This is a genomic window from Pseudomonas abietaniphila (assembly GCF_039697315.1).
Taxonomy (GTDB): domain Bacteria; phylum Pseudomonadota; class Gammaproteobacteria; order Pseudomonadales; family Pseudomonadaceae; genus Aquipseudomonas; species Aquipseudomonas abietaniphila_B.
Map to the genome: position 1 here is coordinate 4,569,928 of NZ_CP155619.1, position 21,463 is coordinate 4,591,390.

General features: G+C 59.0%; 25 protein-coding genes and 1 tRNA gene. 22 read left to right on the plus strand and 4 right to left on the minus strand.

Features of this window, described 5'->3' with window-relative positions; all coding sequences use genetic code 11:
- Positions 1-112: 112 nt before the first annotated feature.
- From ABDX87_RS20250 to ABDX87_RS20315, 14 genes are all read left to right on the plus strand, one after another.
- The gene (locus ABDX87_RS20250; protein WP_346829481.1) at positions 113-859 is read left to right on the plus strand and encodes a YebC/PmpR family DNA-binding transcriptional regulator; all 747 of its coding nucleotides are present in this window, start codon (positions 113-115) and stop codon (positions 857-859) included.
- A gap of 126 nt (positions 860-985) precedes the next feature.
- Positions 986-1,510, plus strand: coding sequence for a crossover junction endodeoxyribonuclease RuvC (gene ruvC / locus ABDX87_RS20255; RefSeq protein WP_346829482.1), 525 nt, complete (start codon positions 986-988; stop codon positions 1,508-1,510).
- A 114-nt stretch (positions 1,511-1,624) separates the two neighbouring features.
- Positions 1,625-2,233, plus strand: a complete 609-nt coding sequence (ruvA, locus tag ABDX87_RS20260; protein WP_092409161.1) for a Holliday junction branch migration protein RuvA — start codon at positions 1,625-1,627, stop codon at positions 2,231-2,233.
- Positions 2,234-3,289 (plus strand): Holliday junction branch migration DNA helicase RuvB, encoded by a 1,056-nt coding sequence (gene ruvB, locus ABDX87_RS20265; protein ID WP_074752671.1) that lies wholly within the window; start codon positions 2,234-2,236, stop codon positions 3,287-3,289.
- Positions 3,290-3,427: 138 nt separating this feature from the next.
- Positions 3,428-3,898, plus strand: coding sequence for a tol-pal system-associated acyl-CoA thioesterase (gene ybgC, locus ABDX87_RS20270; protein ID WP_346829483.1), 471 nt, complete (start codon positions 3,428-3,430; stop codon positions 3,896-3,898).
- Complete coding sequence (gene tolQ, locus ABDX87_RS20275) at positions 3,888-4,583, plus strand: protein TolQ (protein ID WP_346829484.1); 696 nt, start codon at positions 3,888-3,890, stop codon at positions 4,581-4,583. The genes ybgC and tolQ overlap by 11 nt, the downstream gene beginning before the upstream one ends.
- A gap of 14 nt (positions 4,584-4,597) precedes the next feature.
- Positions 4,598-5,062, plus strand: coding sequence for a protein TolR (gene tolR / locus ABDX87_RS20280; RefSeq protein ID WP_062382730.1), 465 nt, complete (start codon positions 4,598-4,600; stop codon positions 5,060-5,062).
- Complete coding sequence (gene tolA / locus ABDX87_RS20285) at positions 5,062-6,132, plus strand: cell envelope integrity protein TolA (protein WP_074752668.1); 1,071 nt, start codon at positions 5,062-5,064, stop codon at positions 6,130-6,132. The genes tolR and tolA overlap by 1 nt, the downstream gene beginning before the upstream one ends.
- The gene (tolB, locus tag ABDX87_RS20290) at positions 6,129-7,430 is read left to right on the plus strand and encodes a Tol-Pal system beta propeller repeat protein TolB (RefSeq protein ID WP_431061166.1); all 1,302 of its coding nucleotides are present in this window, start codon (positions 6,129-6,131) and stop codon (positions 7,428-7,430) included. Before tolA ends, tolB begins: the two co-directional genes overlap by 4 nt.
- Before the next feature lie 52 nt (positions 7,431-7,482).
- On the plus strand, positions 7,483-7,983 hold the full coding sequence (gene pal / locus ABDX87_RS20295; RefSeq protein WP_296180307.1) for a peptidoglycan-associated lipoprotein Pal: 501 nt from the start codon (positions 7,483-7,485) through the stop codon (positions 7,981-7,983).
- Positions 7,984-7,989: 6 nt separating this feature from the next.
- Positions 7,990-8,823, plus strand: coding sequence for a tol-pal system protein YbgF (gene ybgF, locus ABDX87_RS20300; protein WP_346829485.1), 834 nt, complete (start codon positions 7,990-7,992; stop codon positions 8,821-8,823).
- A 179-nt stretch (positions 8,824-9,002) separates the two neighbouring features.
- The gene (gene queE, locus ABDX87_RS20305; RefSeq protein ID WP_346829486.1) at positions 9,003-9,650 is read left to right on the plus strand and encodes a 7-carboxy-7-deazaguanine synthase QueE; all 648 of its coding nucleotides are present in this window, start codon (positions 9,003-9,005) and stop codon (positions 9,648-9,650) included.
- Between the two features lie 16 nt (positions 9,651-9,666).
- A complete protein-coding gene (gene queC, locus ABDX87_RS20310; protein WP_346829487.1) occupies positions 9,667-10,341 on the plus strand; it encodes a 7-cyano-7-deazaguanine synthase QueC in 675 nt (224 codons plus the stop codon).
- 64 nt (positions 10,342-10,405) lie between these two features.
- Positions 10,406-10,481: transfer RNA gene (locus tag ABDX87_RS20315), tRNA-Lys, on the plus strand.
- Positions 10,482-10,552: 71 nt separating this feature from the next.
- On the opposite strand, the gene ABDX87_RS20320 is transcribed toward ABDX87_RS20315, so the two are convergent.
- Positions 10,553-11,185, minus strand: a complete 633-nt coding sequence (locus tag ABDX87_RS20320) for a TetR family transcriptional regulator (RefSeq protein ID WP_346829488.1) — start codon at positions 11,183-11,185, stop codon at positions 10,553-10,555.
- Between the two features lie 92 nt (positions 11,186-11,277).
- Between ABDX87_RS20320 and ABDX87_RS20325 the strand changes: the two genes are divergently transcribed.
- Positions 11,278-11,943, plus strand: a complete 666-nt coding sequence (locus ABDX87_RS20325; protein WP_346829489.1) for an O-methyltransferase — start codon at positions 11,278-11,280, stop codon at positions 11,941-11,943.
- A 255-nt stretch (positions 11,944-12,198) separates the two neighbouring features.
- Positions 12,199-13,257 carry a quinolinate synthase NadA gene (gene nadA / locus ABDX87_RS20330; protein WP_346829490.1) on the plus strand — a complete coding sequence of 353 codons (1,059 nt, stop codon included), beginning with the start codon at positions 12,199-12,201 and terminating at the stop codon, positions 13,255-13,257.
- Between the two features lie 108 nt (positions 13,258-13,365).
- On the opposite strand, the gene ABDX87_RS20335 is transcribed toward nadA, so the two are convergent.
- Positions 13,366-14,799 carry a M48 family metalloprotease gene (locus ABDX87_RS20335; protein WP_346829491.1) on the minus strand — a complete coding sequence of 478 codons (1,434 nt, stop codon included), beginning with the start codon at positions 14,797-14,799 and terminating at the stop codon, positions 13,366-13,368.
- A 150-nt stretch (positions 14,800-14,949) separates the two neighbouring features.
- On the opposite strand from ABDX87_RS20335, the gene ABDX87_RS20340 reads away from it, so the two are divergent.
- Positions 14,950-15,201 carry a sulfurtransferase TusA family protein gene (locus ABDX87_RS20340; protein WP_346829492.1) on the plus strand — a complete coding sequence of 84 codons (252 nt, stop codon included), beginning with the start codon at positions 14,950-14,952 and terminating at the stop codon, positions 15,199-15,201.
- Between the two features lie 46 nt (positions 15,202-15,247).
- The gene (locus ABDX87_RS20345; RefSeq protein WP_074752657.1) at positions 15,248-16,318 is read left to right on the plus strand and encodes an AI-2E family transporter; all 1,071 of its coding nucleotides are present in this window, start codon (positions 15,248-15,250) and stop codon (positions 16,316-16,318) included.
- Positions 16,319-16,453: 135 nt separating this feature from the next.
- On the opposite strand, the gene ABDX87_RS20350 is transcribed toward ABDX87_RS20345, so the two are convergent.
- Positions 16,454-16,927 (minus strand): peroxiredoxin, encoded by a 474-nt coding sequence (locus ABDX87_RS20350; RefSeq protein ID WP_346829493.1) that lies wholly within the window; start codon positions 16,925-16,927, stop codon positions 16,454-16,456.
- A 10-nt stretch (positions 16,928-16,937) separates the two neighbouring features.
- Positions 16,938-17,501, minus strand: coding sequence for a glycine cleavage system protein R (locus tag ABDX87_RS20355; protein ID WP_074752655.1), 564 nt, complete (start codon positions 17,499-17,501; stop codon positions 16,938-16,940).
- Between the two features lie 313 nt (positions 17,502-17,814).
- Between ABDX87_RS20355 and dapA the strand changes: the two genes are divergently transcribed.
- The 4 genes from dapA (at position 17,815) to purC (ending at position 21,400) form a co-directional block, all read left to right on the plus strand.
- Entirely contained in the window at positions 17,815-18,693 is an 879-nt protein-coding gene (gene dapA / locus ABDX87_RS20360) for a 4-hydroxy-tetrahydrodipicolinate synthase (protein WP_062382691.1), read from the plus strand.
- Positions 18,694-18,710: 17 nt separating this feature from the next.
- The gene (gene bamC, locus ABDX87_RS20365; RefSeq protein ID WP_346829494.1) at positions 18,711-19,826 is read left to right on the plus strand and encodes an outer membrane protein assembly factor BamC; all 1,116 of its coding nucleotides are present in this window, start codon (positions 18,711-18,713) and stop codon (positions 19,824-19,826) included.
- Positions 19,827-20,585 carry an MBL fold metallo-hydrolase gene (locus tag ABDX87_RS20370; RefSeq protein WP_346829495.1) on the plus strand — a complete coding sequence of 253 codons (759 nt, stop codon included), beginning with the start codon at positions 19,827-19,829 and terminating at the stop codon, positions 20,583-20,585.
- A gap of 101 nt (positions 20,586-20,686) precedes the next feature.
- Positions 20,687-21,400 (plus strand): phosphoribosylaminoimidazolesuccinocarboxamide synthase, encoded by a 714-nt coding sequence (gene purC / locus ABDX87_RS20375; protein WP_074752651.1) that lies wholly within the window; start codon positions 20,687-20,689, stop codon positions 21,398-21,400.
- Positions 21,401-21,463: the final 63 nt, after the last annotated feature.

Below are 21,463 nucleotides of genomic sequence, written 5' to 3' on the forward strand. Positions count from 1 at the left end.
CGTTTCGACGACTCGCTTCGGTTCCCGGCCCGAGAGGGCAAGATTCGAGTAAAGCGTCCTCGTTCGAGTGATCGGATTGAGGACGTGTGTGTTTCAAGGTTTGGAGCGTGTTATGGCTGGTCATTCCAAGTGGGCGAACATCAAGCACCGCAAAGAGCGTCAGGATGCCAAGAAAGGCAAGATTTTCACCAAGTGGATTCGTGAGCTGACGGTTGCCGCCCGTCAGGGTGGCGGTGATCCGGCTTCGAACCCGCGTTTGCGTCTGGCTCAAGACAAGGCGCTGGGTGCAAACATGAGCCGCGACATCATTGACCGTGCCATCGCTCGGGGCGCGGGCGCCGCCGATGCCGACGATATGGTTGAACTGGGTTATGAAGGCTATGGCCCGGGTGGCGTGGCCGTCATGGTTGAAACCATGACCGACAACCGCAACCGTACGGCAGCGGCTGTGCGTCACGCATTCAGCAAGTGCGGCGGCAACCTGGGCACTGACGGCTCGGTGTCGTATCTGTTCGAACGTAAAGGCCAGATTTCATTTGCGCCGGGCGTCGATGAGGATGCGTTGATGGAAGCGGCCATGGAAGCCGATGCCGACGACGTCGTGACCCATGAAGATGGCTCGATCGATGTATTCACGTCGTTTGCGGGTTTCTATGCCGTGCGAAACGCGCTGGAGGCGGCCGGTTTCAAGGCCGCTGACGCGGAGATCGTGATGCAGCCGACCACAAGCGCGGTGCTGGATCTTGAAATGGCGGAAAAGGTGCTCAAGCTGATCGACATGCTCGAGGACCTGGATGACGTGCAAAACGTTTATTCCAACGCAGAAATCCCGGATGAGGTGATGGAGCAGCTTGGCTGATCACAACCCTGGTCTGGACCTGAGGCCGGAGGCACGAAGCGCTGATTCGATCATCGCTATCGGCCTCCGGCTTCTGCCTTTATGCTGCGTTCAATTGTGCGCATCACTTCTCAAGCTGCAGGCGTTATGACTCTTATTCTAGGTATCGACCCCGGTTCGCGAATCACCGGCTACGGCGTGGTGCGTGACACGGGGCGCGGCTGCGAGTACGTGGCTTCAGGCTGTATCCGCACCGGCAGTGGTTTGTTGCATGAGCGGTTGCAGATCGTTTATCGCGGAGTGCGTGAGGTGATTCAGACCTACGGACCGATGACCATGGGCATTGAGAAGGTGTTCATGGCCCGCAACGCCGACTCGGCGCTCAAGCTCGGTCAGGCGCGGGGCGCCGCAATCGTCGCCGGTGCCGAAGAGGGGCTGGAGATCGCCGAGTACACCGCCACGCAGGTCAAGCAGGCGGTTGCCGGGACGGGCGGGGCGAATAAAGACCAAGTGATGATGATGGTCATGCATTTGCTCAAACTGACGCAGAAACCGCAGATTGACGCCTCGGACGCACTGGCGATTGCGTTGTGCCATGCTCATACGCGCTCCAGCCTGATCCCTCACGGTCTGAATACCGCACGCAGTCGTGGTGGTCGCCTGCGTCTCTGATAGCATCATCCGCTTATAAATTTTCACTTGCAGCTCGTGTGAGTCCTGCAACCATGGCGACCAGGGTTCAGCCCGGTCCATCGCAGCGACGGGCTACTGGAAAGGATCTGATACGTGATTGGACGTTTACGTGGTGCGTTGGTCGAGAAGCAACCGCCGCACCTGGTGCTGGATGTGAATGGTGTGGGCTATGAGATCGAAGTCCCCATGACCACGCTGTATCGTTTGCCGCACCTGGGCGAGACGGTGACGCTGCACACCCACCTGGTGGTTCGTGAAGACGCGCACCTGCTGTTCGGCTTTTACGAGAAACGTGATCGCGAAATGTTTCGTGAGCTGATCCGTCTCAACGGTGTCGGGCCGAAACTCGCGCTGGCTTTAATGTCCACGCTGGAGGTCGACGAGTTGGTGCGCTGTGTTCAGGCACAGGACACCTCCGCGCTGACGCGTGTGCCCGGCGTCGGCAAGAAGACGGCCGAGCGCTTGCTGGTCGAGCTCAAAGACCGCTTCAAGGCCTGGGACGCGTTACCGGGTACCTTTGCGCTGGTGTCAGAAGGACCGGGCGCGCCTGTTCAGGTTGCCACTGCCGAGTCGGATGCCATCAGTGCCCTGGTTTCTCTGGGCTACAAGCCTCAGGAAGCCAGCAAGGCGATAACCGCCATCAAAGACAAGAATCTAAGCAGTGAAGACCTGATTCGCCGCGCACTCAAGGGGATGATGTAAGTGATCGAAGCAGACCGCCTGATCGCCGCCACAGGCCGCGACCGAGACGAACAACTGGATCGTGCCATCCGGCCGTTGAGTCTCGCCGATTACATCGGTCAGCCGACGGTTCGTGAACAGATGGAGCTTTTCATTCAGGCGGCTCGCGGGCGCAACGAAGCGCTCGATCACACGCTGATCTTCGGCCCGCCAGGGCTGGGTAAAACCACGCTGGCCAACATCATTGCCCAGGAAATGTCGGTGTCGATCAAAAGCACCTCGGGGCCGGTGCTTGAAAGGCCGGGGGATCTGGCGGCAATCCTCACCAACCTTGAACCCCACGACGTGCTGTTCATCGACGAAATCCACCGTCTGTCGCCTATCGTCGAAGAGGTCCTGTACCCGGCGATGGAGGACTTCCAGCTTGACATCATGATCGGTGAAGGCCCTGCGGCGCGCTCCATCAAGCTCGATCTGCCGCCGTTTACACTGGTGGGCGCCACCACGCGTGCCGGCATGCTCACAAACCCGCTGCGTGACCGTTTCGGTATCGTCCAGCGTCTTGAGTTCTACAGCACCGCCGACCTTGCCACGATCGTGTCGCGGTCGGCCGGTATCCTGGGCCTGCACATCGAAGACGAAGGCGCCTTCGAGATCGCTCGCCGCGCCCGTGGTACGCCTCGTATTGCCAACCGCCTGTTGCGCCGGGTCCGGGATTTCGCCGAAGTGCGGGCCCAGGGGCAGATCACCAAGGCCATCGCTGACCTGGCGCTGAACCTGCTGGATGTCGATGAGCGCGGTTTCGATCATCAGGACCGGCGCTTGCTGCTGACCATGATCGAAAAGTTCGATGGCGGTCCGGTCGGCGTGGACAACCTCGCCGCGGCGATCAGCGAAGAGCGCCATACGATCGAGGACGTACTGGAACCCTATTTGATCCAGCAAGGCTATATGATGCGCACACCTCGTGGGCGCATGGTCACCCGGCACGCGTACCTGCACTTCGGTTTGAACATCCCGTCCCGGATGGGCGAGCGGTCGATTCCGGACGAGCCTGTCGGCGACGCCGACGAATAAAAGCAGCAGCGACCGATTTATTCGGGCGTTTGATGGTCAGACGGGCAGTCGCGGCAATGTGATGGCCGCCTGACAGTGAAAAACGATGAAAAACAGTTGCCTGGCCGGATTGGCAACCTGAGGAGTAAGCACTAGAGTATGCGCGCGCAAAACGGGGCTCAGTCGTTCGCACATCGCTGTCGCGTTTATTACGAGGACACCGATGCTGGCGGCATCGTCTATTACGTCAATTACCTGAAATTCATGGAGCGGGCTCGGACCGAGCGATTGCGGGCGTTGGGCTTTGCTCAATCCCGAATGGCCGATGACGAGAACCTGTTGTTTGTCGTGCATTCCAGTGAGGCGCGGTATCACTCGCCGGCGCGCCTGGACGATGAGCTGCTGGTCAGCGCCGAAGTAATCGAATTGAACCGTGCCAGCCTGCGCTTTCTGCAACAGGTCAGGCGGGCTGCGGATGATGTGCTGCTCTGCGAGGGGCAGTTTTTGGTGGCGTGTGTGCGCGCCGATAGTTTGAAACCCCGGGCCATTCCCGAAACTCTGCGCGCGGCCTTTGCCGGCCAGAGTGGCGCGGGTACACATTCAGAGCAGGAGATACAGCGTGGAAGCTAACGTCGTCGACCATTCCTCCATGTGGAGTTTGGTCAGCAATGCCAGCGTGGTTGTACAGTTGGTGATGCTGATCCTGGTGGCCGCATCGGTCACTTCGTGGATCATGATTTTTCAGCGCAGCTCCATGCTGCGTGCAGGGCGCCGTGCGCTGGACAGCTTCGAAGAGCGCTTCTGGTCGGGCATCGACCTGTCTAAGCTGTACCGTCAGGCGGGCAGCAACCCAGACCCGGATTCGGGCGTGGAGCAGATTTTCCGCGCGGGCTTCAAGGAGTTCTCGCGTCTGCGTCAGCAGCCGGGCGTTGATCCGGACGCCGTCATGGAAGGTGTTGCACGTGCCATGCGCGTTGCCATCTCCCGTGAAGAAGAGAAGCTGGAGCAAAGCCTCCCGTTCCTGGCCACCGTCGGCTCCACCAGTCCGTATGTCGGCCTGTTCGGTACCGTCTGGGGGATCATGAACTCCTTCCGTGGTCTGGCCACTGCGCAACAGGCCACACTGGCCACTGTCGCACCGGGTATCGCCGAAGCACTGATCGCGACCGCCATCGGTCTGTTCGCCGCAATCCCTGCAGTAATCGCCTACAACCGTTTCGCCGCCCGCGGTGAGAACCTGATTGGCCGTTACTACACATTCGCCGACGAATTCCAGGCCATCCTGCACCGTAAAGTGCACACCAGCGAAGAATAAGCAGGTATTTCCCAATGGCTTTAATCGCTCGCGGCCGACGCAGCAAACGCAAGCCGGTCGCCGAAATGAACGTGGTGCCTTACATCGACGTGATGCTGGTGCTGCTCGTCATCTTCATGGTGACGGCTCCAATGATTAACCAGGGCGTGAAAGTCGACCTGCCCAAGGTCTCCAGCGAGGCCTTGCCGCAGGACAACAACAATCAGGTCCTGACCATTTCGATCAAGGCTGACAAGACCTACTACTGGAACCTTGGCAGCGAAGTCGATACCGACAAGCAGATGGACAAGGCCATGACCTTGCCACAGCTGACCAGCGCCGTGACCAAGATCATTGCTGCGGGTCGTGAAGCCGGCAAGCAGACCCAGGTCTTCATTCGTGGCGACAAAACCGTCGATTACGGTGCTGTAATGGGCACGATGGGCGGGTTACAGAAGGCCGGAGTCGGTAACGTTGGTCTGATTACCGAGGCGCCCTGATGCAGCCGATTCGAGAGCCGTCAGCCTCGGAAAGCTACTTCTGGCCCTCAGTCTGGGCTGTGGCACTGCACGTCCTGATTTTTGGTCTGTTGTTCGTCAGCTTCGCGATGACGCCGGAGCTGCCTGAGTCGAAGCCGATCGTTCAGGCGACGCTTTATCAGTTGAAGTCGAAGAGCCAGGCGACGACCCAGACCAACCAGAAGCTTGCTGGCGAGGCAAAGAAATCCGCTGCGCGACAGACAGAAGTCGAGCAGATGGAGCAGAAAAAAGTTGAACAAGAGGCGATAAAGGCGGCGGAACAAAAGAAAGCCGATGCCGCTCAAAAAGCCGAAGAGCAAAAGGCTGAGGAAGCGAAGAAAGCAGAAGAGGCCAAGAAGGCCGATGATGCGAAGAAAGCCGAAGCCAAAAAAGCGGACGACGCGAAGAAAGCTGCAGAAGAGAAACAATTGGCTGATATAGCCAAGAAGAAAGCCGAAGACGACGCGAAGAAGAAAGCCGAGGAAGACGCCAAACGCGCGGCCGCCGAGGAAGCCAAGAAACAGGCTGCCGAGGACGCGAAGAAGCAGGCTGCTGAAGACGCGAAGAAAAAGGCCGCCGAAGACGCGAAGAAGAAAGCGTCTGAGGATGCCAAGAAAAAGGCTGCTGACGACGCGAAGAAGAAAGCCCAGGATGCTGCCCGTAAATCGGCGGAAGAGAAGAAGGCGCAAGCACTGGCCGACTTGCTTTCCGACAAGCCGGAGCGCCAACAGGCACTGGCCGATGAAAAGGGTGACGAAGTGGCTGGCAGCTTCGATGACTTGATTCGCTCGCGGGCTGCAGAAGGTTGGGCACGCCCACCGTCCGCGCGCAAAGGCATGACAGTAGTGTTGCAGATCGGCATGTTGCCGGACGGTACGGTTTCTTCGGTGACTGTGGCCAAGTCCAGCGGCGATGGTCCTTTCGACAGTTCGGCAGTAGCAGCGGTCAAGAATATTGGTCGTTTGACAGAGATGCAGGGTATGAAACCTTCGGATTTCGCACCTTACCGTTCATTCAAGATGACATTCACACCTGAGGACCTAGCCTTGTGATTAACCTTCTTCGAGGATTGCTTGTCGTTCTTTGTTGCGCAGCGGGTTTCGCCGCTGCCGACGAAAAGAACATTCTGGTCACCAGCGGCAGTGACCGTGCCACGCCGATCGCAATCGTGCCGTTTGGCCTGCAGGGTGGCAGCGTATTGCCAGAAGACATGGCTTCGATCATCAGCAATGACATGCTGAACTCGGGCTACTACTCGCCTATTCCAAAGGAAAACATGATCAGCCAGCCTAGCCAGGCCAGCGAAGTCATCTTCCGCGACTGGAAAGCGCTGGGTGCCCAGTACGTCATGGTCGGCAGCATCTCGCCGGCGGGTGGTCGTCTGCAGGTTCAGTACGCCCTGTTCAACGTGGCGACTGAGCAGCAGGTTCTGACCGGTAACGTGTCGGGTACCACTGACCAGTTGCGCGACATGGCGCACTACATTGCCGACCAGTCGTTCGAAAAACTGACCGGCATCAAGGGCGCGTTTTCCACCCGTATGCTGTACGTCACCGCTGAGCGTTTCGCGGCCAACAACACGCGTTACACCTTGCAGCGTTCGGACTATGACGGTGCGCGCGCAGTGACGCTGTTGCAGTCCCGCGAGCCGATCCTGTCGCCGCGCTTTGCGCCGGATGGCAAGCGTATCGCCTACGTGTCGTTCGAGCAGAAGCGTCCGCGCATCTTCGTTCAGCACATCGACACCGGTCGTCGCGAGCAGATCACTAACTTTGAAGGCCTGAACGGCGCACCTGCGTGGTCCCCGGACGGCAGCAAGCTGGCGATGGTTCTGTCAAAAGACGGCAACCCGGAAATTTATGTGATGAACCTGGCTTCGCGTCAGCTTTCGCGAGTCACTAATGATTCGTCCATCGATACCGAACCTTTCTTCGGTAAAGATGGCTCGACCATTTACTTCACTTCGGATCGTGGGGGTAAACCACAGATCTATAAAACGAGCATTAATGGTGGCGGCGCTGAGCGAGTCACTTTCATTGGTAACTACAACGCCAACCCTAAGTTGTCGGCTGATGAAAAGACTTTGGTCATGATCCATCGTCAAGATGGTTTCACAAACTTCAAGGTGGCGGCTCAGGATTTGCAGCGCGGTAGCGTAAAAATCCTTACAGATAGCAACCTTGATGAGTCGCCTACTGTTGCGCCCAACGGCACCATGGTAATCTACGCCACCCGCCAGCAGGGCCGGGGAGTCTTGATGCTCGTGTCCATTAATGGACGCGTGAGGCTCCCGCTTCCTACCGCTCAAGGCGAAGTCAGAGAACCTTCCTGGTCCCCTTACCTGAACTGACGCGGCGCTTTACGTTTTACTTAACACACTGGGGTTCATTAGGAGTTTCACGATGGAAATGCTGAAGTTTGGTAAATTTGCTGCGCTGGCTCTGGCCATGGCTGTAGCTGTAGGTTGCTCGTCCAAAGGCGGCGACAATGCCGGTCAAGGCGCTGCTGTAGATCCAAACGCTGGTTACGGCGCAAACACTGGTGCAGTTGATGGCTCCCTGAGCGAAGAAGCTGCTCTGCGCGCAATCACCACTTTCTACTTCGAATACGACAGTTCTGACCTGAAGCCAGAAGCCATGCGCGCTCTGGACGTTCACGCCAAGGACCTGAAAGCTAACGGCGCTCGCGTTGTTCTGGAAGGTAACACCGACGAACGCGGTACTCGCGAATACAACCTGGCACTGGGCGAGCGTCGTGCGAAAGCCGTTCAACGCTACCTGGTTCTGCAAGGCGTTTCGCCAGCTCAGCTGGAAATCGTTTCCTACGGTGAAGAGCGTCCAGTTGCTACCGGCAACGACGAGCAATCCTGGGCTCAAAACCGTCGCGTCGAACTGCGTAAGTAATTTGACATGCGAACGTGCCGCCGTGCTTTAACCGTTCTGGCTCTCACCCTTCCTCTTGCAGCGATGGGTGCGGTTCCTGTGGTCGATGACAACTCTGGCTCCGCTGGCAGCAGTTATCCGCCATCGGGTTATGGTACGGCGGGCGCCTACGCCGGAGGTGGGGCTACGGCCCAACCTTCGGCGCAAGGTCAGCTGTTCATGCAGTTGCAACAAATGCAGGATGAAATTTCGCGCTTGCGCGGAATCGTCGAAGTCCAGCAGAACGATATCCAGCAAATGAAACAAGAAGCGCTGGATCGCTACAAGGACCTCGATTCTCGCATCGGAGCTGGCGGCGCACCCGCTGCACCCGCTGCCAACAATTCTGCTTCCGACGGCGGCGTCAATGCCGGCGGAGCACCCGTAGCACCTGCCGCTGGCGCAGCGGCCAGTCAGGCACCGCAAACCAGCAGCGAACCCGGTGATCCGGCGAAAGAGAAGCTCTATTACGACGCTGCTTTCGACTTGATCAAGGCCAAGGATTTCGACAAGGCCAGCCAGGCGTTTTCTGCGTTCTTGCGCAAGTACCCGAACAGCCAGTACGCCGGCAATGCCCAGTACTGGTTAGGCGAAGTGAATCTGGCCAAAGGCGACCTTCAAGGTGCTGGTCAGGCGTTCGCCAAAGTGAGCCAGTTGTACCCCAAGCATGCCAAGGTGCCTGACTCTCTCTACAAACTGGCGGATGTCGAGCGTCGTCTGGGTCACACCGACAAGGTCAAAGGCATTCTCCAGCAAGTCGTCGCCCAATACCCTGGGACGTCGGCGGCACAACTGGCTCAGCGTGACCTTCAGCGTCTGTGATGACCCGGTAGTTTGACCCTCGATTCAAGAAAGCCGCGCGTTGCGCGGCTTTTTTCGTTAGAATCTCGCACCCGAAATTCCGGTATTGATTACGCTTCTGTAGATTCTGCGAGCGCAGGGTGTACGGAAGTGCCTGACGGAGGCGGATGGCCTGTTTAGCCGTTACGCCCGTGGCCCCTATGCAAGACACATTACGCATCACCGAAGTTTTCTACTCCTTACAGGGTGAAACGCGCACGGCAGGCCTGCCTACCGTATTTGTGCGTCTCACTGGCTGCCCGCTGCGCTGTGGTTACTGTGACAGCGAATACGCCTTCACCGGCGGCACCCTTCAGACCCTCGACTCGCTCATGGAGCAGGTTGCCAGCTATCGCCCCCGCTATGTCTGCGTGACGGGCGGAGAGCCTTTGGCTCAGCCAAACGCGATCCCGCTGCTCAAGCGCCTGTGCGATGCCGGGTATGAGGTGTCGCTGGAAACCAGTGGGGCGCTCGACATCTCCAAGGTCGATCCGCGCGTCAGTCGCGTGGTAGACCTGAAAACGCCGGGCTCTAAAGAAGTCACGCGCAATCGGTATGAAAATATCGATTTGCTGACCGCTAACGATCAGGTGAAATTCGTGATCTGTTCGCGGGAAGACTACGACTGGGCTGTCTCGAAGATCATCCAGTACGGGCTTGATCGCCGCGCGGGCGAGGTGCTGTTTTCTCCCGTGCACCGCGACTTGAATGTCAGGGATCTGGCTGACTGGATCGTTGCTGACAATCTGCCGGTTCGGCTGCAGTTGCAACTGCATAAAATTCTCTGGGACGACGAGCCGGGGCGCTGACATGAGTGAACAGACGATGACTGAGAAACGAGCGGTAATCCTGCTGTCGGGTGGCCTGGATTCGGCCACCGTGGTTGCCATGGCAAAAGCCGACGGTTTTACTTGCTACACCATGAGTTTCGATTACGGCCAGCGCCATCGTGCCGAGCTTCAGGCTGCCGAGCGCGTGGCGAAAGACCTGGGTGTGGTCGAGCACAAGGTCATTGGCCTCAACCTGAATGGCATCGGTGGTTCGGCGTTGACCGACAGCAGCATCGCCGTGCCGGAAACACAGGGTGAGGGTATCCCCGTCACTTACGTGCCTGCGCGCAATACCGTTTTTCTGTCATTGGCGCTGGGTTGGGCTGAGGTGCTGGGTGCGCGTGACATCTTTATCGGCGTGAATGCTGTTGATTACTCCGGTTACCCGGACTGCCGCCCCGAGTTCGTCGAGTCGTTCGAGCGCATGGCGAACCTGGCGACCAAGGCCGGCGTGGAAGGGCAGGGCTTCACGATTCAGGCGCCGCTGCAGATGCTCAGCAAGGCAGACATCGTCAAGGCCGGTACTCGTTTGGGCGTCGATTACGGGCTGACGGTTTCCTGCTATCAGGCGGACGATCAGGGCCGTGCGTGCGGCAAATGTGACAGCTGCCGACTGCGTGCAGAAGGCTTCTCGGCAGCGGGCGTAACGGACCCAACGCGTTATTTTTAAATTTATTTGCAATAAGGTGTTGAATTACTGAGAGAAACCGGTAATATACGCGCCACCACGAAGCGGGTCGTTAGCTCAGTTGGTAGAGCAGTTGGCTTTTAACCAATTGGTCGTAGGTTCGAATCCCACACGACCCACCATCTTCAAAACCCGAGAGGTCCACGAAAGTGTGAATTCTCGGGTTTTTTTTGCCCTGGATTCAGTGAAATCCTCAGACAGTGCTGAGCCGTTCAAGGTAAGCGCAAAACATGTCGGCCATCGCGTTCGAGTAGTTCTCGATCTCGGCGGCGGTCCGAGGGTGCTCGGAAAACTCCTTGCCCACGGTGCTCAGCGTTGTCTTTATCAGCTCGGCTGCCTGGATTCTCGTCGCCTGCTGTGCCTCGGGCAGGACCTCCTCCATGAAACGTTGTATGGCGCGCTCGCCAGTCGCCTTGGCTTGCTGTGCTTCGGGCGCATGCCGATACAGAGGCGCTGCGTCGTCGAGTGCGATTCGCATGTCGGCCTCCTCGCACTCGGAACAAATGAAGGTGTGGACCAGATCCCGTAGTCGCTGAAAGGGCGGCGTGGCGGTGTCACCGAGGATGCGGGTCAATAGTTCGGTTGTTTGTGTCCATTCATCACTTTGCAGCCGGAACAGGATGGCGGCCTTGTTCGGAAAGTATTGATAGAGCGAGCCAATGCTCACGCCTGCCTTTTCCGCGACTCTGGCGGTGGTGAAACGGGCAGCGCCTTCCTTTGCCAAAACCTGAATAGCCGCTTCGAGAATGATGGAAACGGAGGCTTCCGAGCGGGCCTGTTTTGGCTTTTTACGCAAAGAAATCGAGGGGTTGCGGGAGTCGGTCATGGCGGCTCGGCAATGCGAATGTTAAATGTGAGTGATTCGTCGCATTCTAGTCCGGCGTTGAGATCGACGCATCTTTTAACCCGGAGAAACCCATGAGCACACTGACTAACGCCCCCGTCGCCCCGTTGCTGAGCTGCCTGTTCGCCGAAGCATCCGAACACTCCCCGATGTCCATACCAGGCGTGTCCGAGCTCTCGCGCGACGAGCTGGATCGACTGATGCGCAGCAAGACCGACTATCTGGATTTTTATGGTCGTTTGAAAGATTTTCCGCTCGCTGTGTCGCGCGACACAGGCGCGCTGCTTTACATGCTGGCGTGCAGTTGCAAGGCGCGGACTATCGTCGAGTTCGGTACATCGTTCGGGATTTCCACGTTGCATTTGGCCGCAGCGCTGCGAGACAACGGCGGCGGTCTGCTGATTACCAGCGAATTCGAGTCGTCAAAAGTGGCGCAGGCCCGCAGCAATCTGATCGCTGGCGGCTTGCTGGACCTTGTGGAAATCCGTGAGGGCGATGCGCTGCTGACATTGGGCAAGGATCTTCCCGAAAGTATCGACCTGGTCCTGCTCGACGGCGCCAAGGCCCTCTATCCCGAAATTCTGACCTTGCTGGAAAGCCGCTTGAAGCCTGGGGCGCTGATCGTTGCTGACAACGCCGACTACGCGCCTGAGTATCTGGCGCGTGTCCGTTCTGCGGAGCAGGGCTACATGTCCATCCCGTTCGCCGATGACGTCGAACTGTCGATGCGGCTGGGATGAGGAGGGCGGTCGGTAAGTGATCGCTCAACAGGTTACGTGATACATTCGCCGCCGCTTTGCGCGACCTCCCGCTTCGGTCATCAAACGACTGCAATGCGGGAGGAAAGCGCGCGAGCATCCTAATCGCCGCATGCCCAACGAGGCGTGTGCAAGGTCGGAAACTTCATGACCGTGAGGGTTTCCCGCTTTATTTGTTGCCTGTTGTTCAGGTGTAAACTCGACGTTCGCGCTTACGCGCATTCAGGTCCTGCGAACATGACACAGATTTCCGAACGCCTTCTGGTGCAGGCGCACCTAGACGCCAAGCAGCCCAAGCCATTGACCCCGGAAGAAGAAGCCGAGTACCGCCGCCTGATCGCCGCCGAGCTGAAGGCTCAAGACGCCGTACTCGTCGCCCACTATTACTGCGATCCGGTCATCCAGGCCCTGGCGGAAGAAACGGGCGGTTGTGTGTCGGATTCGCTTGAGATGGCGCGCTTCGGCAAGAACCATCCGGCCAAGACCGTGCTGGTGGCCGGGGTGCGTTTCATGGGCGAAACCGCAAAGATACTGACGCCTGAAAAGCGCGTTCTCATGCCGACTTTGGAAGCGACCTGCTCGCTGGATCTGGGGTGCGGTGTCGACGAGTTCACCGCATTCTGCGACCAGCATCCCGAACGCACCGTGGTCGTCTACGCGAACACCTCGGCTGCCGTTAAAGCCCGTGCGGACTGGGTGGTGACTTCCAGCTGTGCGTTGGAAATCGTCGAGAGCCTGATGGACAACGGCGAGAAAATCATCTGGGCGCCGGACAAGCACCTTGGGCGCTACATTCAGCGTGAAACCGGCGCCGACATGCTGTTGTGGGACGGTGCCTGCATCGTTCACGAAGAATTCAAATCGCGTCAGCTCGAAGACATGAAGGCGTTGTACCCGGACGCCGCGATCCTGGTCCACCCGGAGTCGCCGGAGTCGGTGATCGATCTGGCCGACGCGGTGGGTTCCACCAGTCAGTTGATCAAGGCGGCACAGACGCTGCCAAACACGACATTCATCGTGGCCACCGACCGCGGCATCTTCTACAAGATGCAGCAGTTGTGTCCCGACAAGATTTTCATCGAAGCCCCTACGGCCGGGAACGGTGCAGCATGCCGCAGCTGCGCGCACTGCCCGTGGATGGCCATGAACACGCTGGCGCGCACCCTGCAGTGCTTGCGTGAGGGGACGAATGAGATTTTCGTCGACCCGGCGATCATCCCGAACGCGGTCCGACCGCTGCAGCGGATGCTGGACTTCACGCAGGCCGCTCGGTTGAAGCTATCAGGTAACGCCTAGTCAGCAACTGTATGAGCGCGCTTGCCCGCGATTGCAGAGTGTCAGCCGCCACAACGGTTCAGGCACTCTGCAATCGCGGGCAAGCGCGCTCCGACACCAGGCTTTTGATCAATTCATCATCTCTTTCACCGCCCGCTCCTGAGCGATGATTTCCTGCTGCCGCGCGTCGATCCGTGAAGCCAGCTGGAAGTTGTTGTTCGCGCGCCGCTTGGCGAACTCGAGCTGTTGAACGGCCTGCTTGAAATCCCCCATCAAGGCGAAATATTCCGCGCGCGCCTGGTGCAAACCGATGGTATTGCCTGAGAGGCCACGGGTGTCAGCCACCTGGTTCCAGATGTCCGGATCATCCGGGCGGCTTTTAAGCAGCGTTTCCAGCGATTTCAGTGCTTCAGGTGCCTTGGACTGTTTGAGCAGGACGTCGACCTTGGCCTGATTGAGCGGGTAGTCGTCCGGGTAAAGGTTCAGCATCCGGTCAACCCGTTGCTGAGCGTCGGGCAAGCGGTTGTTGGCAATGTCCAGATTCACCGCCGCCAGGTTGTAAGTGATGTTGTCCGGCGCCTTGTCCAGTAACGGTTTGAGTGTTTCGCGGGCTTCATTCAACTGACCCGCTTTGGTTTGCGCCAGGGCCAGCCCATAGCGGGCGGCATCGTTTTTCGGATTCTCGGCCAGTTGCGCGCGGAAGCGCTTGGCGGCCATGCCCGGTGTTTCTTCGTAGATCAGCACGACCCGCGAGCGCATGAGCTGATAGGCGAGGCTGTCTTCCTTGCCGCCTGGTTTGGCCTGTTCGGCACGGTTGCGGGTGTCAGCGATACGCGACTCCGTGACCGGGTGACTCATGAGAAATTCGGGTGGCTTGGCGTCGTAGCGATACTGACGGGCCAATTGTTCGAACATGTTGGGCATGTTGCGCGGGTCGTAACCCGCTTTTTCCAGATTGAGGATCCCGATCCGGTCGGCTTCCGCTTCGTTCTGGCGGGAGAAGCGGGCCTGTTCCTGAATCGCAGCGGCCTGCGTCCCGGCAATGGCGGCGATACCGGCGTCACCCGCACCGGCGGCGGCCATGACAATGCCGGCGAGCATGGCGGCCATCACAGGCACCTGCATGCGTTGTTGCGCCTGGACGCCTCGGGCAAAGTGACGCTGCGACAAGTGAGCCAGTTCGTGCGCGAGTACTGCCGCGTATTCGCCTTCGGTTTCGGCGTGCAGGAAAAGCCCGCCGTTGACCCCGATGATCCCGCCGGGCGCCGCGAAAGCGTTGATCTCGGGCGTGTTGATCAGGATGAATTCAAGGCGTCGGTCCTGCACCTGGCTGGTTTCGGCCAAACGATAGACCGAGGTCTCGACGAAGTCCTTGAGTTGCGGATCGGAGAGCTGAGCTACTTGCGCCCGCAGCAACCCGAGCCAGGCTCGGCCCAGGTCGTGCTCCTGTTGGGGCGAAACGATGGAGGAACTGGCGTCGCCCAGCGATGGCAGGTCATCCGCGAAAGTCGGGCTTGCCATCAGGCAGGCGAGCGTCAGCAGTGTGGGGCGCAAAAAATTCATGCACGAAACTCTGAGGCAGAAAGTCGTTACTGTAGCTGGCTCAATGGCTTGCTGACCAGAGTGGGGTATTCTTGCACGCGTGTAAGAAGGTTCTTCCTCGTTTTGTTTAGCGTTTCCGTGCAATTGGATGTGTCTACCTGGAGAGAAACAATGTCTGACGCTGTAGGGCGCCCTGCGACTTGCGATGCTGAGCTCGATGCCAGTGGCCTGAATTGTCCCCTGCCGTTGCTGAAGGCCAAGATGGAGCTCAACCGTCTTGCCAGCGGAGCAGTGCTCAAGGTGACCGCCACCGATGCGGGCTCCCAGCGTGATTTCCGCACCTTCGCCAAGCTGGCCGGCCATGCCCTGTTGCATGAAGAAGCTGCCGATGGCATTTATCGGTACTGGCTGCGCAAAGCCTGAGGTTTTCACCCCTTCGCCTTCTATCCCCTGGCCCAAAGGTTCATTGATGTTCAAAGTGCTTCGCGACTGGATGCAACGCTATTTCTCGGATGAAGAAGCGGTGGTGCTGGCGGTGCTGTTGGTGTTGGCGTTCACGATTGTCCTGACACTGGGCGGCATGCTTGCACCTGTGCTTGCGGGTCTGGTGCTGGCGTTTTTGATGCAGGGGATGGTCGTTCAGCTTGAGCGTGTGCGCATGCCTGAAGGGGCTGCCGTCGGACTGGTGTTCGCCTTGTTCATGGGCGCGCTGGCGGTGTTTCTGCTGGTGATCGTGCCGTTGCTTTGGCATCAATTGATTACGTTGTTCAACGAACTGCCAGGCATGCTCGCCAAATGGCAGTCGCTGCTGTTGCTGCTCCCTGAGCGCTACCCGCATCTGGTGTCCGACGAACAAGTGTTGCAGGCCATCGAAGCGGCCCGTGGCGAGATTGGCAAGTTCGGCCAATGGGCGCTGACCTTCTCGCTGTCCAGCCTGCCGCTGCTGGTCAACATGATGATCTACCTGGTGCTGGTGCCCATCCTGGTGTTCTTCTTCCTCAAGGATCGTAGGATGATTGGCCGCTGGTTCAGAGGCTATCTGCCCCGTGAGCGTACGTTGATCACCCGTGTTGCCGAGGAAATGAACCGGCAGATCGCGAACTACATCCGTGGGAAGGTCATCGAGATTTTCATTTGTGGCGCGGTGACCTACATCGCGTTCGTGACGATGGGCCTCAATTACTCCGCGTTGCTGGCGATGCTGGTGGGAATTTCCGTCGTCGTGCCCTACGTGGGTGCGGTGGTGGTGACGGTGCCGGTGGCGTTTATTGCGCTGTTCCAGTGGGGGTGGAGTGACCAGTTCATCTACCTGATGGCGGTCTACGGCATCATCCAGACGCTGGACGGCAACGTGCTCGTGCCGCTGCTGTTCTCCCAGACGGTGAGCCTGCACCCGGTCGCCATCATCTGCGCGGTGCTGCTGTTTGGCGGGCTGTGGGGATTCTGGGGGATCTTCTTTGCGATCCCGCTGGCGACCCTGTTCAAGGCCGTGCTGGATGCCTGGCCGCGTAACGAACCAACGGTGGCGCCGCTGTTGTAACGGAGGTTGTAACGGTGCACTTGTTACTGTGGGAGTGAGCTTGCTCACGAAGAGGCCGGTACAGTCAGCGCCTCTTCTCAGGCTGGAAGTCAGCCTTCGTGAGCAAGCTCACTCCCACAGGGTTTACCTGATGTCTCAAGCCTTGTTCAGCGCCTGAGCCTGTTCCAGAACCGCAGCCACGTGCCCCGGAACCTTCACGCCCCGCCATTCCTTGCGCAGCACACCTTCCTTGTCGATCAGGAAGGTGCTGCGATCAACGCCCAGGTATTCCTTGCCGTACAGCTTTTTCAGCTTGATCACATCGAACAGCTGGCAGAGGGATTCGTCTTTGTCCGAGATCAGCTCGAACGGGAATTCCTGCTTGGCCTTGAAGTTCTCGTGGGATTTCAGGCTGTCGCGCGACACACCAAAGACCACGGTGTTAGCCGCCTTGAAGTCGGCATGCGAATCACGGAAGCCCTGGCCTTCGGTGGTGCAGCCGGGGGTGCTGTCTTTCGGGTAGAAGTAAATCACCACTTGCTGACCCTTCAGCGCAGACAGGCTCACTGCCTGATCGCTGGTGGCCTGTACCTGAAAGTCGGCAACGGGTTTGTCCAGTTCTACAGCCATCGTGGTTTCCTTACATGGGGGCTTGCGGGCGCCATGGTTCGATCAGCGCATCGAGATTGAGTGCGTCGGCGAAGTCCAGGAACTGGTCACGGAGCCAGCTGATCTGGGTGCCGGCAGGCAGCGTCACGGTGAACGTCGCGTTGAGCATTGTGCCGCCGGTCTGTGGCGCCTGATAGGTGTCACAGATCAGGTTTTCCAGCTCGACATGATGGTCGATGAAGAACTGGCAGAGTTCGTTGATGATGTCCGGGCGATACGCCGAGCTGACGTACGCCACGTACGGCAACGCTTCTGGACGGCTTTCCAGCGATGCACTGCGCACGACGTTGACGGTGAACGCGTGTTTTTTCGACAGATTGGGCAGGCCGGTTTCAAGGCGCGCCAGAGCGTCCCAGCTACCGGTGACCTGCAGGATCAACGCACTGCATTCGCCGTGGCGAGTGAGGCGCGAGCTGACCACGGAGCAACGGTTTTCATGACTGGCGCGGCACAGGACGTTGGTCAGCTCCATTGGGTTTGCGCCAAGGGCACTGATGACAAGGAATTGTTCGCGAACTGTGGGGATGGACGACATGCAGCATTCCTAAGCGATGAGCGGTCGGTACATTGTTGGCTTGTGCGGCGGATTCGATGAACGCAAGCGTCGCAACGTCGACCCGGCCCCCTGTTGTGTCTGTCCGGGATGAACCGGTCAACCCAAGTGACAGCGACGCTGGGGCGGGGTTTGCGACGATGAAAGCGGACAGTCGAACGGGCTGCGCAGATGACCAGTACCGATCAAAGACCGAAGGGTAGCGAAAACCGTCGCTCAGGGGAATGCTCGCCTTGTGCAAGGATCATGGCGCCAGTACCATTACCGCTCTCTTTTTCCGGCAGGAGCGGTTTGCATGATTGCGGGCAGTATGGTGGCACTGGTCACACCTATGGATGCACAGGGTCGTCTTGACTGGGACAGCCTGAGCAAACTGGTGGACTTTCACCTGCAAGAGGGCACCAACGCCATTGTTGCCGTCGGCACTACAGGTGAGTCTGCGACGCTTGACGTCAACGAACACATTGAAGTCATTCGCCGCGTTGTCCAGCAGGTCGCTGGCCGCATCCCGGTGATTGCCGGCACGGGCGCCAACTCCACCCGCGAGGCGGTCGAACTGACCACCAACGCCAAGAATGCCGGTGCCGATGCCTGCCTGCTGGTGACCCCGTACTACAACAAGCCGACCCAGGAAGGCCTGTACCAGCACTTCAAGCACATCGCCGAAGCCGTGGACATCCCGCAGATCCTCTACAACGTGCCAGGCCGCACCGCCTGCGACATGTCGGCAGAGACCGTGATCCGTCTGTCCAAGGTCAAGAACATCATCGCCATCAAGGAAGCCACCGGTGACCTGCAGCGCGCCAAGGATATCCTGGCCGGCGTCAGCAGCGACTTCCTGGTGTATTCCGGCGACGACGCCACCGCGGTCGAGCTGATCCTGCTCGGCGGCAAAGGCAATATTTCGGTCACCGCCAACGTCGCCCCGCGCGACATGGCCGACCTTTGCAAGGCTGCGATGGCCGGTGACGCCGTCACTGCCCGTGCGCTCCACGAAAAACTGATGCCGCTGAACAAGACCTTGTTCATCGAATCGAACCCTATTCCCGTGAAATGGGCCCTGCATGAGATGGGTTTGATGCCGGACGGTATCCGTCTGCCGCTCACCTGGCTCAGCGAGTCCTGCCACGAGCCGCTGCGTCAGGCATTGCGCCAGTCCGGTGTATTGGTTTAATGAGGAAGCACTACGCAATGAAGCGACTGGCCGGACTTTCCGCACTAGCCTTGATTATCTCCAGCACCAGCGGTTGCAGCTGGCTGTTTGGTCAGGACGGTTATTTCCGTGATCGCAGCAGCGATTACCTGGAAGCGACCCAGAAACCTCCCATGCAGCTGCCTGAGGGCATCCAGGAAGCCAAACGCCTGGACCCGCTGCTGCCGATCCCGCGCAACGTCGCCGACGACACCGAGAAGGGTGAGTTCACCGTGCCGCGTCCGCAGTCGCTGTCCACTACTCAGGACTCCAGCGACTACACGCTGCAGAAGAGCGGCGACAACCGCTGGATTCTGGCTCAGCGCGCGCCCGCCGAAGTCTGGCCGGTGGCTCACCAGTATTTCGAAGACAACGGCTTCCGCATCGCCGAAGACCGTCCTGCGACCGGTGAATTCAACACCACCTGGCAGCGCATGGACGAGTTGTCCGCGTCTGTTGCCAAGCGCATGGGCTCGGCCGGCGACGCCGCCAACACCGAAACTCGCGTGCGCGTTCGTATTGAACCGGGCGTGCAGCGCAACACCAGTGAAGTCTACGTAGTCAGCGTTCAGCGTCCTGCCGGCAGCAGCGAAGAGCCTGCTTTCCCGTCGCGCAGCACCAACGTAGGCCTGGACTCGGTCCTGACCGACGACATGCTGGCCAGCCTGACCCGTACCGCCGAGAAGGGTGGTTCGGTGTCCCTGCTGGCGGCGCGTGACTTCGATACCCCAAGCCGTGTCGCGCTGAGCGAAGACGGCAGCGGCAACCCGGTTCTGAACCTCGGTGCCGACCTTGATCGTGCATGGTCCAGTGTGGGCCGTGCGTTGAACCAGGGTGACTGGCGCGTGGAAGACATTAACCGCAGCCTGGGTCTGTACTACATCAACCTTGCGGAAAAAGCGGACAAGCCGGAAAACAAACCAGGCTTCTTTGCGCGCATGTTTGGCAGTGAAGAGACCAAGGAACAGAAAGAAGCCCGCGCCGAGCGTTATCAGGTTCGCCTGAGCAAGGTGGGTGACAACGTTCAGGTCACGGTCGAGAAGAACATCAACACCGTGGCGCCGACAGAAGTTGCCCGTCGCGTGTTGAGCGTCATTCAAGACAACCTCGGTTAAGTGCGTTTCGCGGTTCTGGGCAGCGGCAGCCGGGGTAACGGCACGCTGGTTGCGAGCAATGACACGTACGTGCTGGTCGACTGCGGTTTCTCCTTGCGGGAAACCGAGCGTCGTCTGGACAGGCTGGGCGTCAGCGGTCATCAGCTGAGCGCCATTCTGGTGACCCACGAACATGCCGATCATGTGCATGGCGTGGGTTTGCTGTCTCGGCGCTACGATGTGCCGGTCTATCTCAGCGACGGGACCTTGCGCGGCATGCGCAAACCGGTCGAGGCGGGCGTCAGGCTCGCGGGCGGGCAGGGCGTACGGATCGGCGGGCTTAGCATCGATGTGGTTTCCGTGGCCCATGATGCGCTGGAGCCCACGCAGTTCGTCTTCAGCGATGGGCGCAAGCGCTTTGGCCTGCTGACCGATCTGGGGTCTTACTGTCCGTCGGTGCTCGACAGCTATCGTGGACTGGATGCCCTGATGATCGAGTCCAACCACTGTCGTGATCTGCTTGCCCGGGGAGCTTACCCCTACTTTCTGAAACAGCGGGTTGGCGGACAATACGGACACTTGAACAATCATCAGGCCGCAGGTCTGGTGAATGAACTGGGATGGCAGGACCTGCAACACCTGGTGCTGGCGCATCTGAGCAGCAAGAACAACCTGCCGCATCTGGCCCGGCAATGTTTCGTCGACACCCTCGGGTGCGATCCGGACTGGCTACAATTGGCCGATCAAGATTCAGGGCTCGACTGGCGCGAAATCGCCTAGCGTCCCAAACGGGGCGACAGCCCGGTTGTTGTTAACGGGCGACTCGCCCAGAACCTTTTTACTGGGCGCCTCGCCCGAACATTTTGCAAGCGGAGCCCATCATGGAAAAACGTGAAGAACTCTACCGCGGCAAGGCCAAATCGGTTTACAAGACCGACGACGCCGACCGCTTGATCCTGCTGTTTCGCAACGACACCTCGGCGTTCGACGGCAAGCGCATCGAACAGCTCGACCGCAAGGGCATGGTGAACAACAAGTTCAACGCCTTCATCATGCAGAAACTCGAAGCGGCCGGCATTCCGACCCAGTTCGACAAACTGCTGGCCGACAACGAAGTGCTGGTCAAGAAGCTCGACATGATCCCGGTCGAATGCGTCGTGCGTAACTACGCCGCCGGCAGCCTGGTCAAGCGCCTGGGCGTCGAAGAGGGCATGAAGCTCAATCCGTACACCTTCGAACTGTTCCTGAAGGACGACGCCAAAGGCGACCCGTTCATCAACGAATCCCACGTCGTGGCATTCGGCTGGGGCACCGCCGAGCAACTGGCTCGCATGAAGGAACTGTCCCTGAAGGTCAACGACGTGCTGACCAAGCTGTTCGACGACGCAGGCCTGCTGCTGGTCGACTTCAAGCTTGAATTCGGCGTGTTCAGCGATGGCTCCATCGTCCTGGGCGACGAATTCAGCCCGGACGGCTGCCGCCTGTGGGACAAGGACACCAAGAAGAAAATGGACAAGGACCGCTTCCGTCAGGGCCTCGGTGACGTCATCGAAGCCTACGAAGAAGTGGCCCAGCGTCTGGGCGTACCGCTCTAAAGCGAAAATCGCCGCAAGCATCTGAAAGAACGCGAAAAAATCCAAAAAAGGGTTCGCGTTCTT

Excerpts from the sequence above, each read along its gene's own strand:
- bamC (WP_346829494.1), top strand. The coding sequence starts at position 18,711 with ATGAAGCGACTGGCCGGACTTTCCGCACTAGCCTTGATTATCTCCAGC.
- ABDX87_RS20340 (WP_346829492.1), top strand. The coding sequence starts at position 14,950 with ATGTCTGACGCTGTAGGGCGCCCTGCGACTTGCGATGCTGAGCTCGAT.
- tolR (WP_062382730.1), top strand. The coding sequence starts at position 4,598 with ATGGCTTTAATCGCTCGCGGCCGACGCAGCAAACGCAAGCCGGTCGCC.
- queC (WP_346829487.1), top strand. The coding sequence starts at position 9,667 with ATGACTGAGAAACGAGCGGTAATCCTGCTGTCGGGTGGCCTGGATTCG.
- queE (WP_346829486.1), top strand. The coding sequence starts at position 9,003 with ATGCAAGACACATTACGCATCACCGAAGTTTTCTACTCCTTACAGGGT.
- ruvC (WP_346829482.1), top strand. The coding sequence starts at position 986 with ATGACTCTTATTCTAGGTATCGACCCCGGTTCGCGAATCACCGGCTAC.
- ABDX87_RS20320 (WP_346829488.1), bottom strand. The coding sequence starts at position 11,185 with ATGACCGACTCCCGCAACCCCTCGATTTCTTTGCGTAAAAAGCCAAAA.
- ABDX87_RS20345 (WP_074752657.1), top strand. The coding sequence starts at position 15,248 with ATGTTCAAAGTGCTTCGCGACTGGATGCAACGCTATTTCTCGGATGAA.
- nadA (WP_346829490.1), top strand. The coding sequence starts at position 12,199 with ATGACACAGATTTCCGAACGCCTTCTGGTGCAGGCGCACCTAGACGCC.
- purC (WP_074752651.1), top strand. The coding sequence starts at position 20,687 with ATGGAAAAACGTGAAGAACTCTACCGCGGCAAGGCCAAATCGGTTTAC.
- dapA (WP_062382691.1), top strand. The coding sequence starts at position 17,815 with ATGATTGCGGGCAGTATGGTGGCACTGGTCACACCTATGGATGCACAG.
- ybgF (WP_346829485.1), top strand. The coding sequence starts at position 7,990 with ATGCGAACGTGCCGCCGTGCTTTAACCGTTCTGGCTCTCACCCTTCCT.
- ABDX87_RS20355 (WP_074752655.1), bottom strand. The coding sequence starts at position 17,501 with ATGTCGTCCATCCCCACAGTTCGCGAACAATTCCTTGTCATCAGTGCC.
- ABDX87_RS20350 (WP_346829493.1), bottom strand. The coding sequence starts at position 16,927 with ATGGCTGTAGAACTGGACAAACCCGTTGCCGACTTTCAGGTACAGGCC.
- ABDX87_RS20250 (WP_346829481.1), top strand. The coding sequence starts at position 113 with ATGGCTGGTCATTCCAAGTGGGCGAACATCAAGCACCGCAAAGAGCGT.
- tolA (WP_074752668.1), top strand. The coding sequence starts at position 5,062 with ATGCAGCCGATTCGAGAGCCGTCAGCCTCGGAAAGCTACTTCTGGCCC.
- ybgC (WP_346829483.1), top strand. The coding sequence starts at position 3,428 with ATGCGCGCGCAAAACGGGGCTCAGTCGTTCGCACATCGCTGTCGCGTT.
- pal (WP_296180307.1), top strand. The coding sequence starts at position 7,483 with ATGGAAATGCTGAAGTTTGGTAAATTTGCTGCGCTGGCTCTGGCCATG.
- ABDX87_RS20335 (WP_346829491.1), bottom strand. The coding sequence starts at position 14,799 with ATGAATTTTTTGCGCCCCACACTGCTGACGCTCGCCTGCCTGATGGCA.
- ABDX87_RS20325 (WP_346829489.1), top strand. The coding sequence starts at position 11,278 with ATGAGCACACTGACTAACGCCCCCGTCGCCCCGTTGCTGAGCTGCCTG.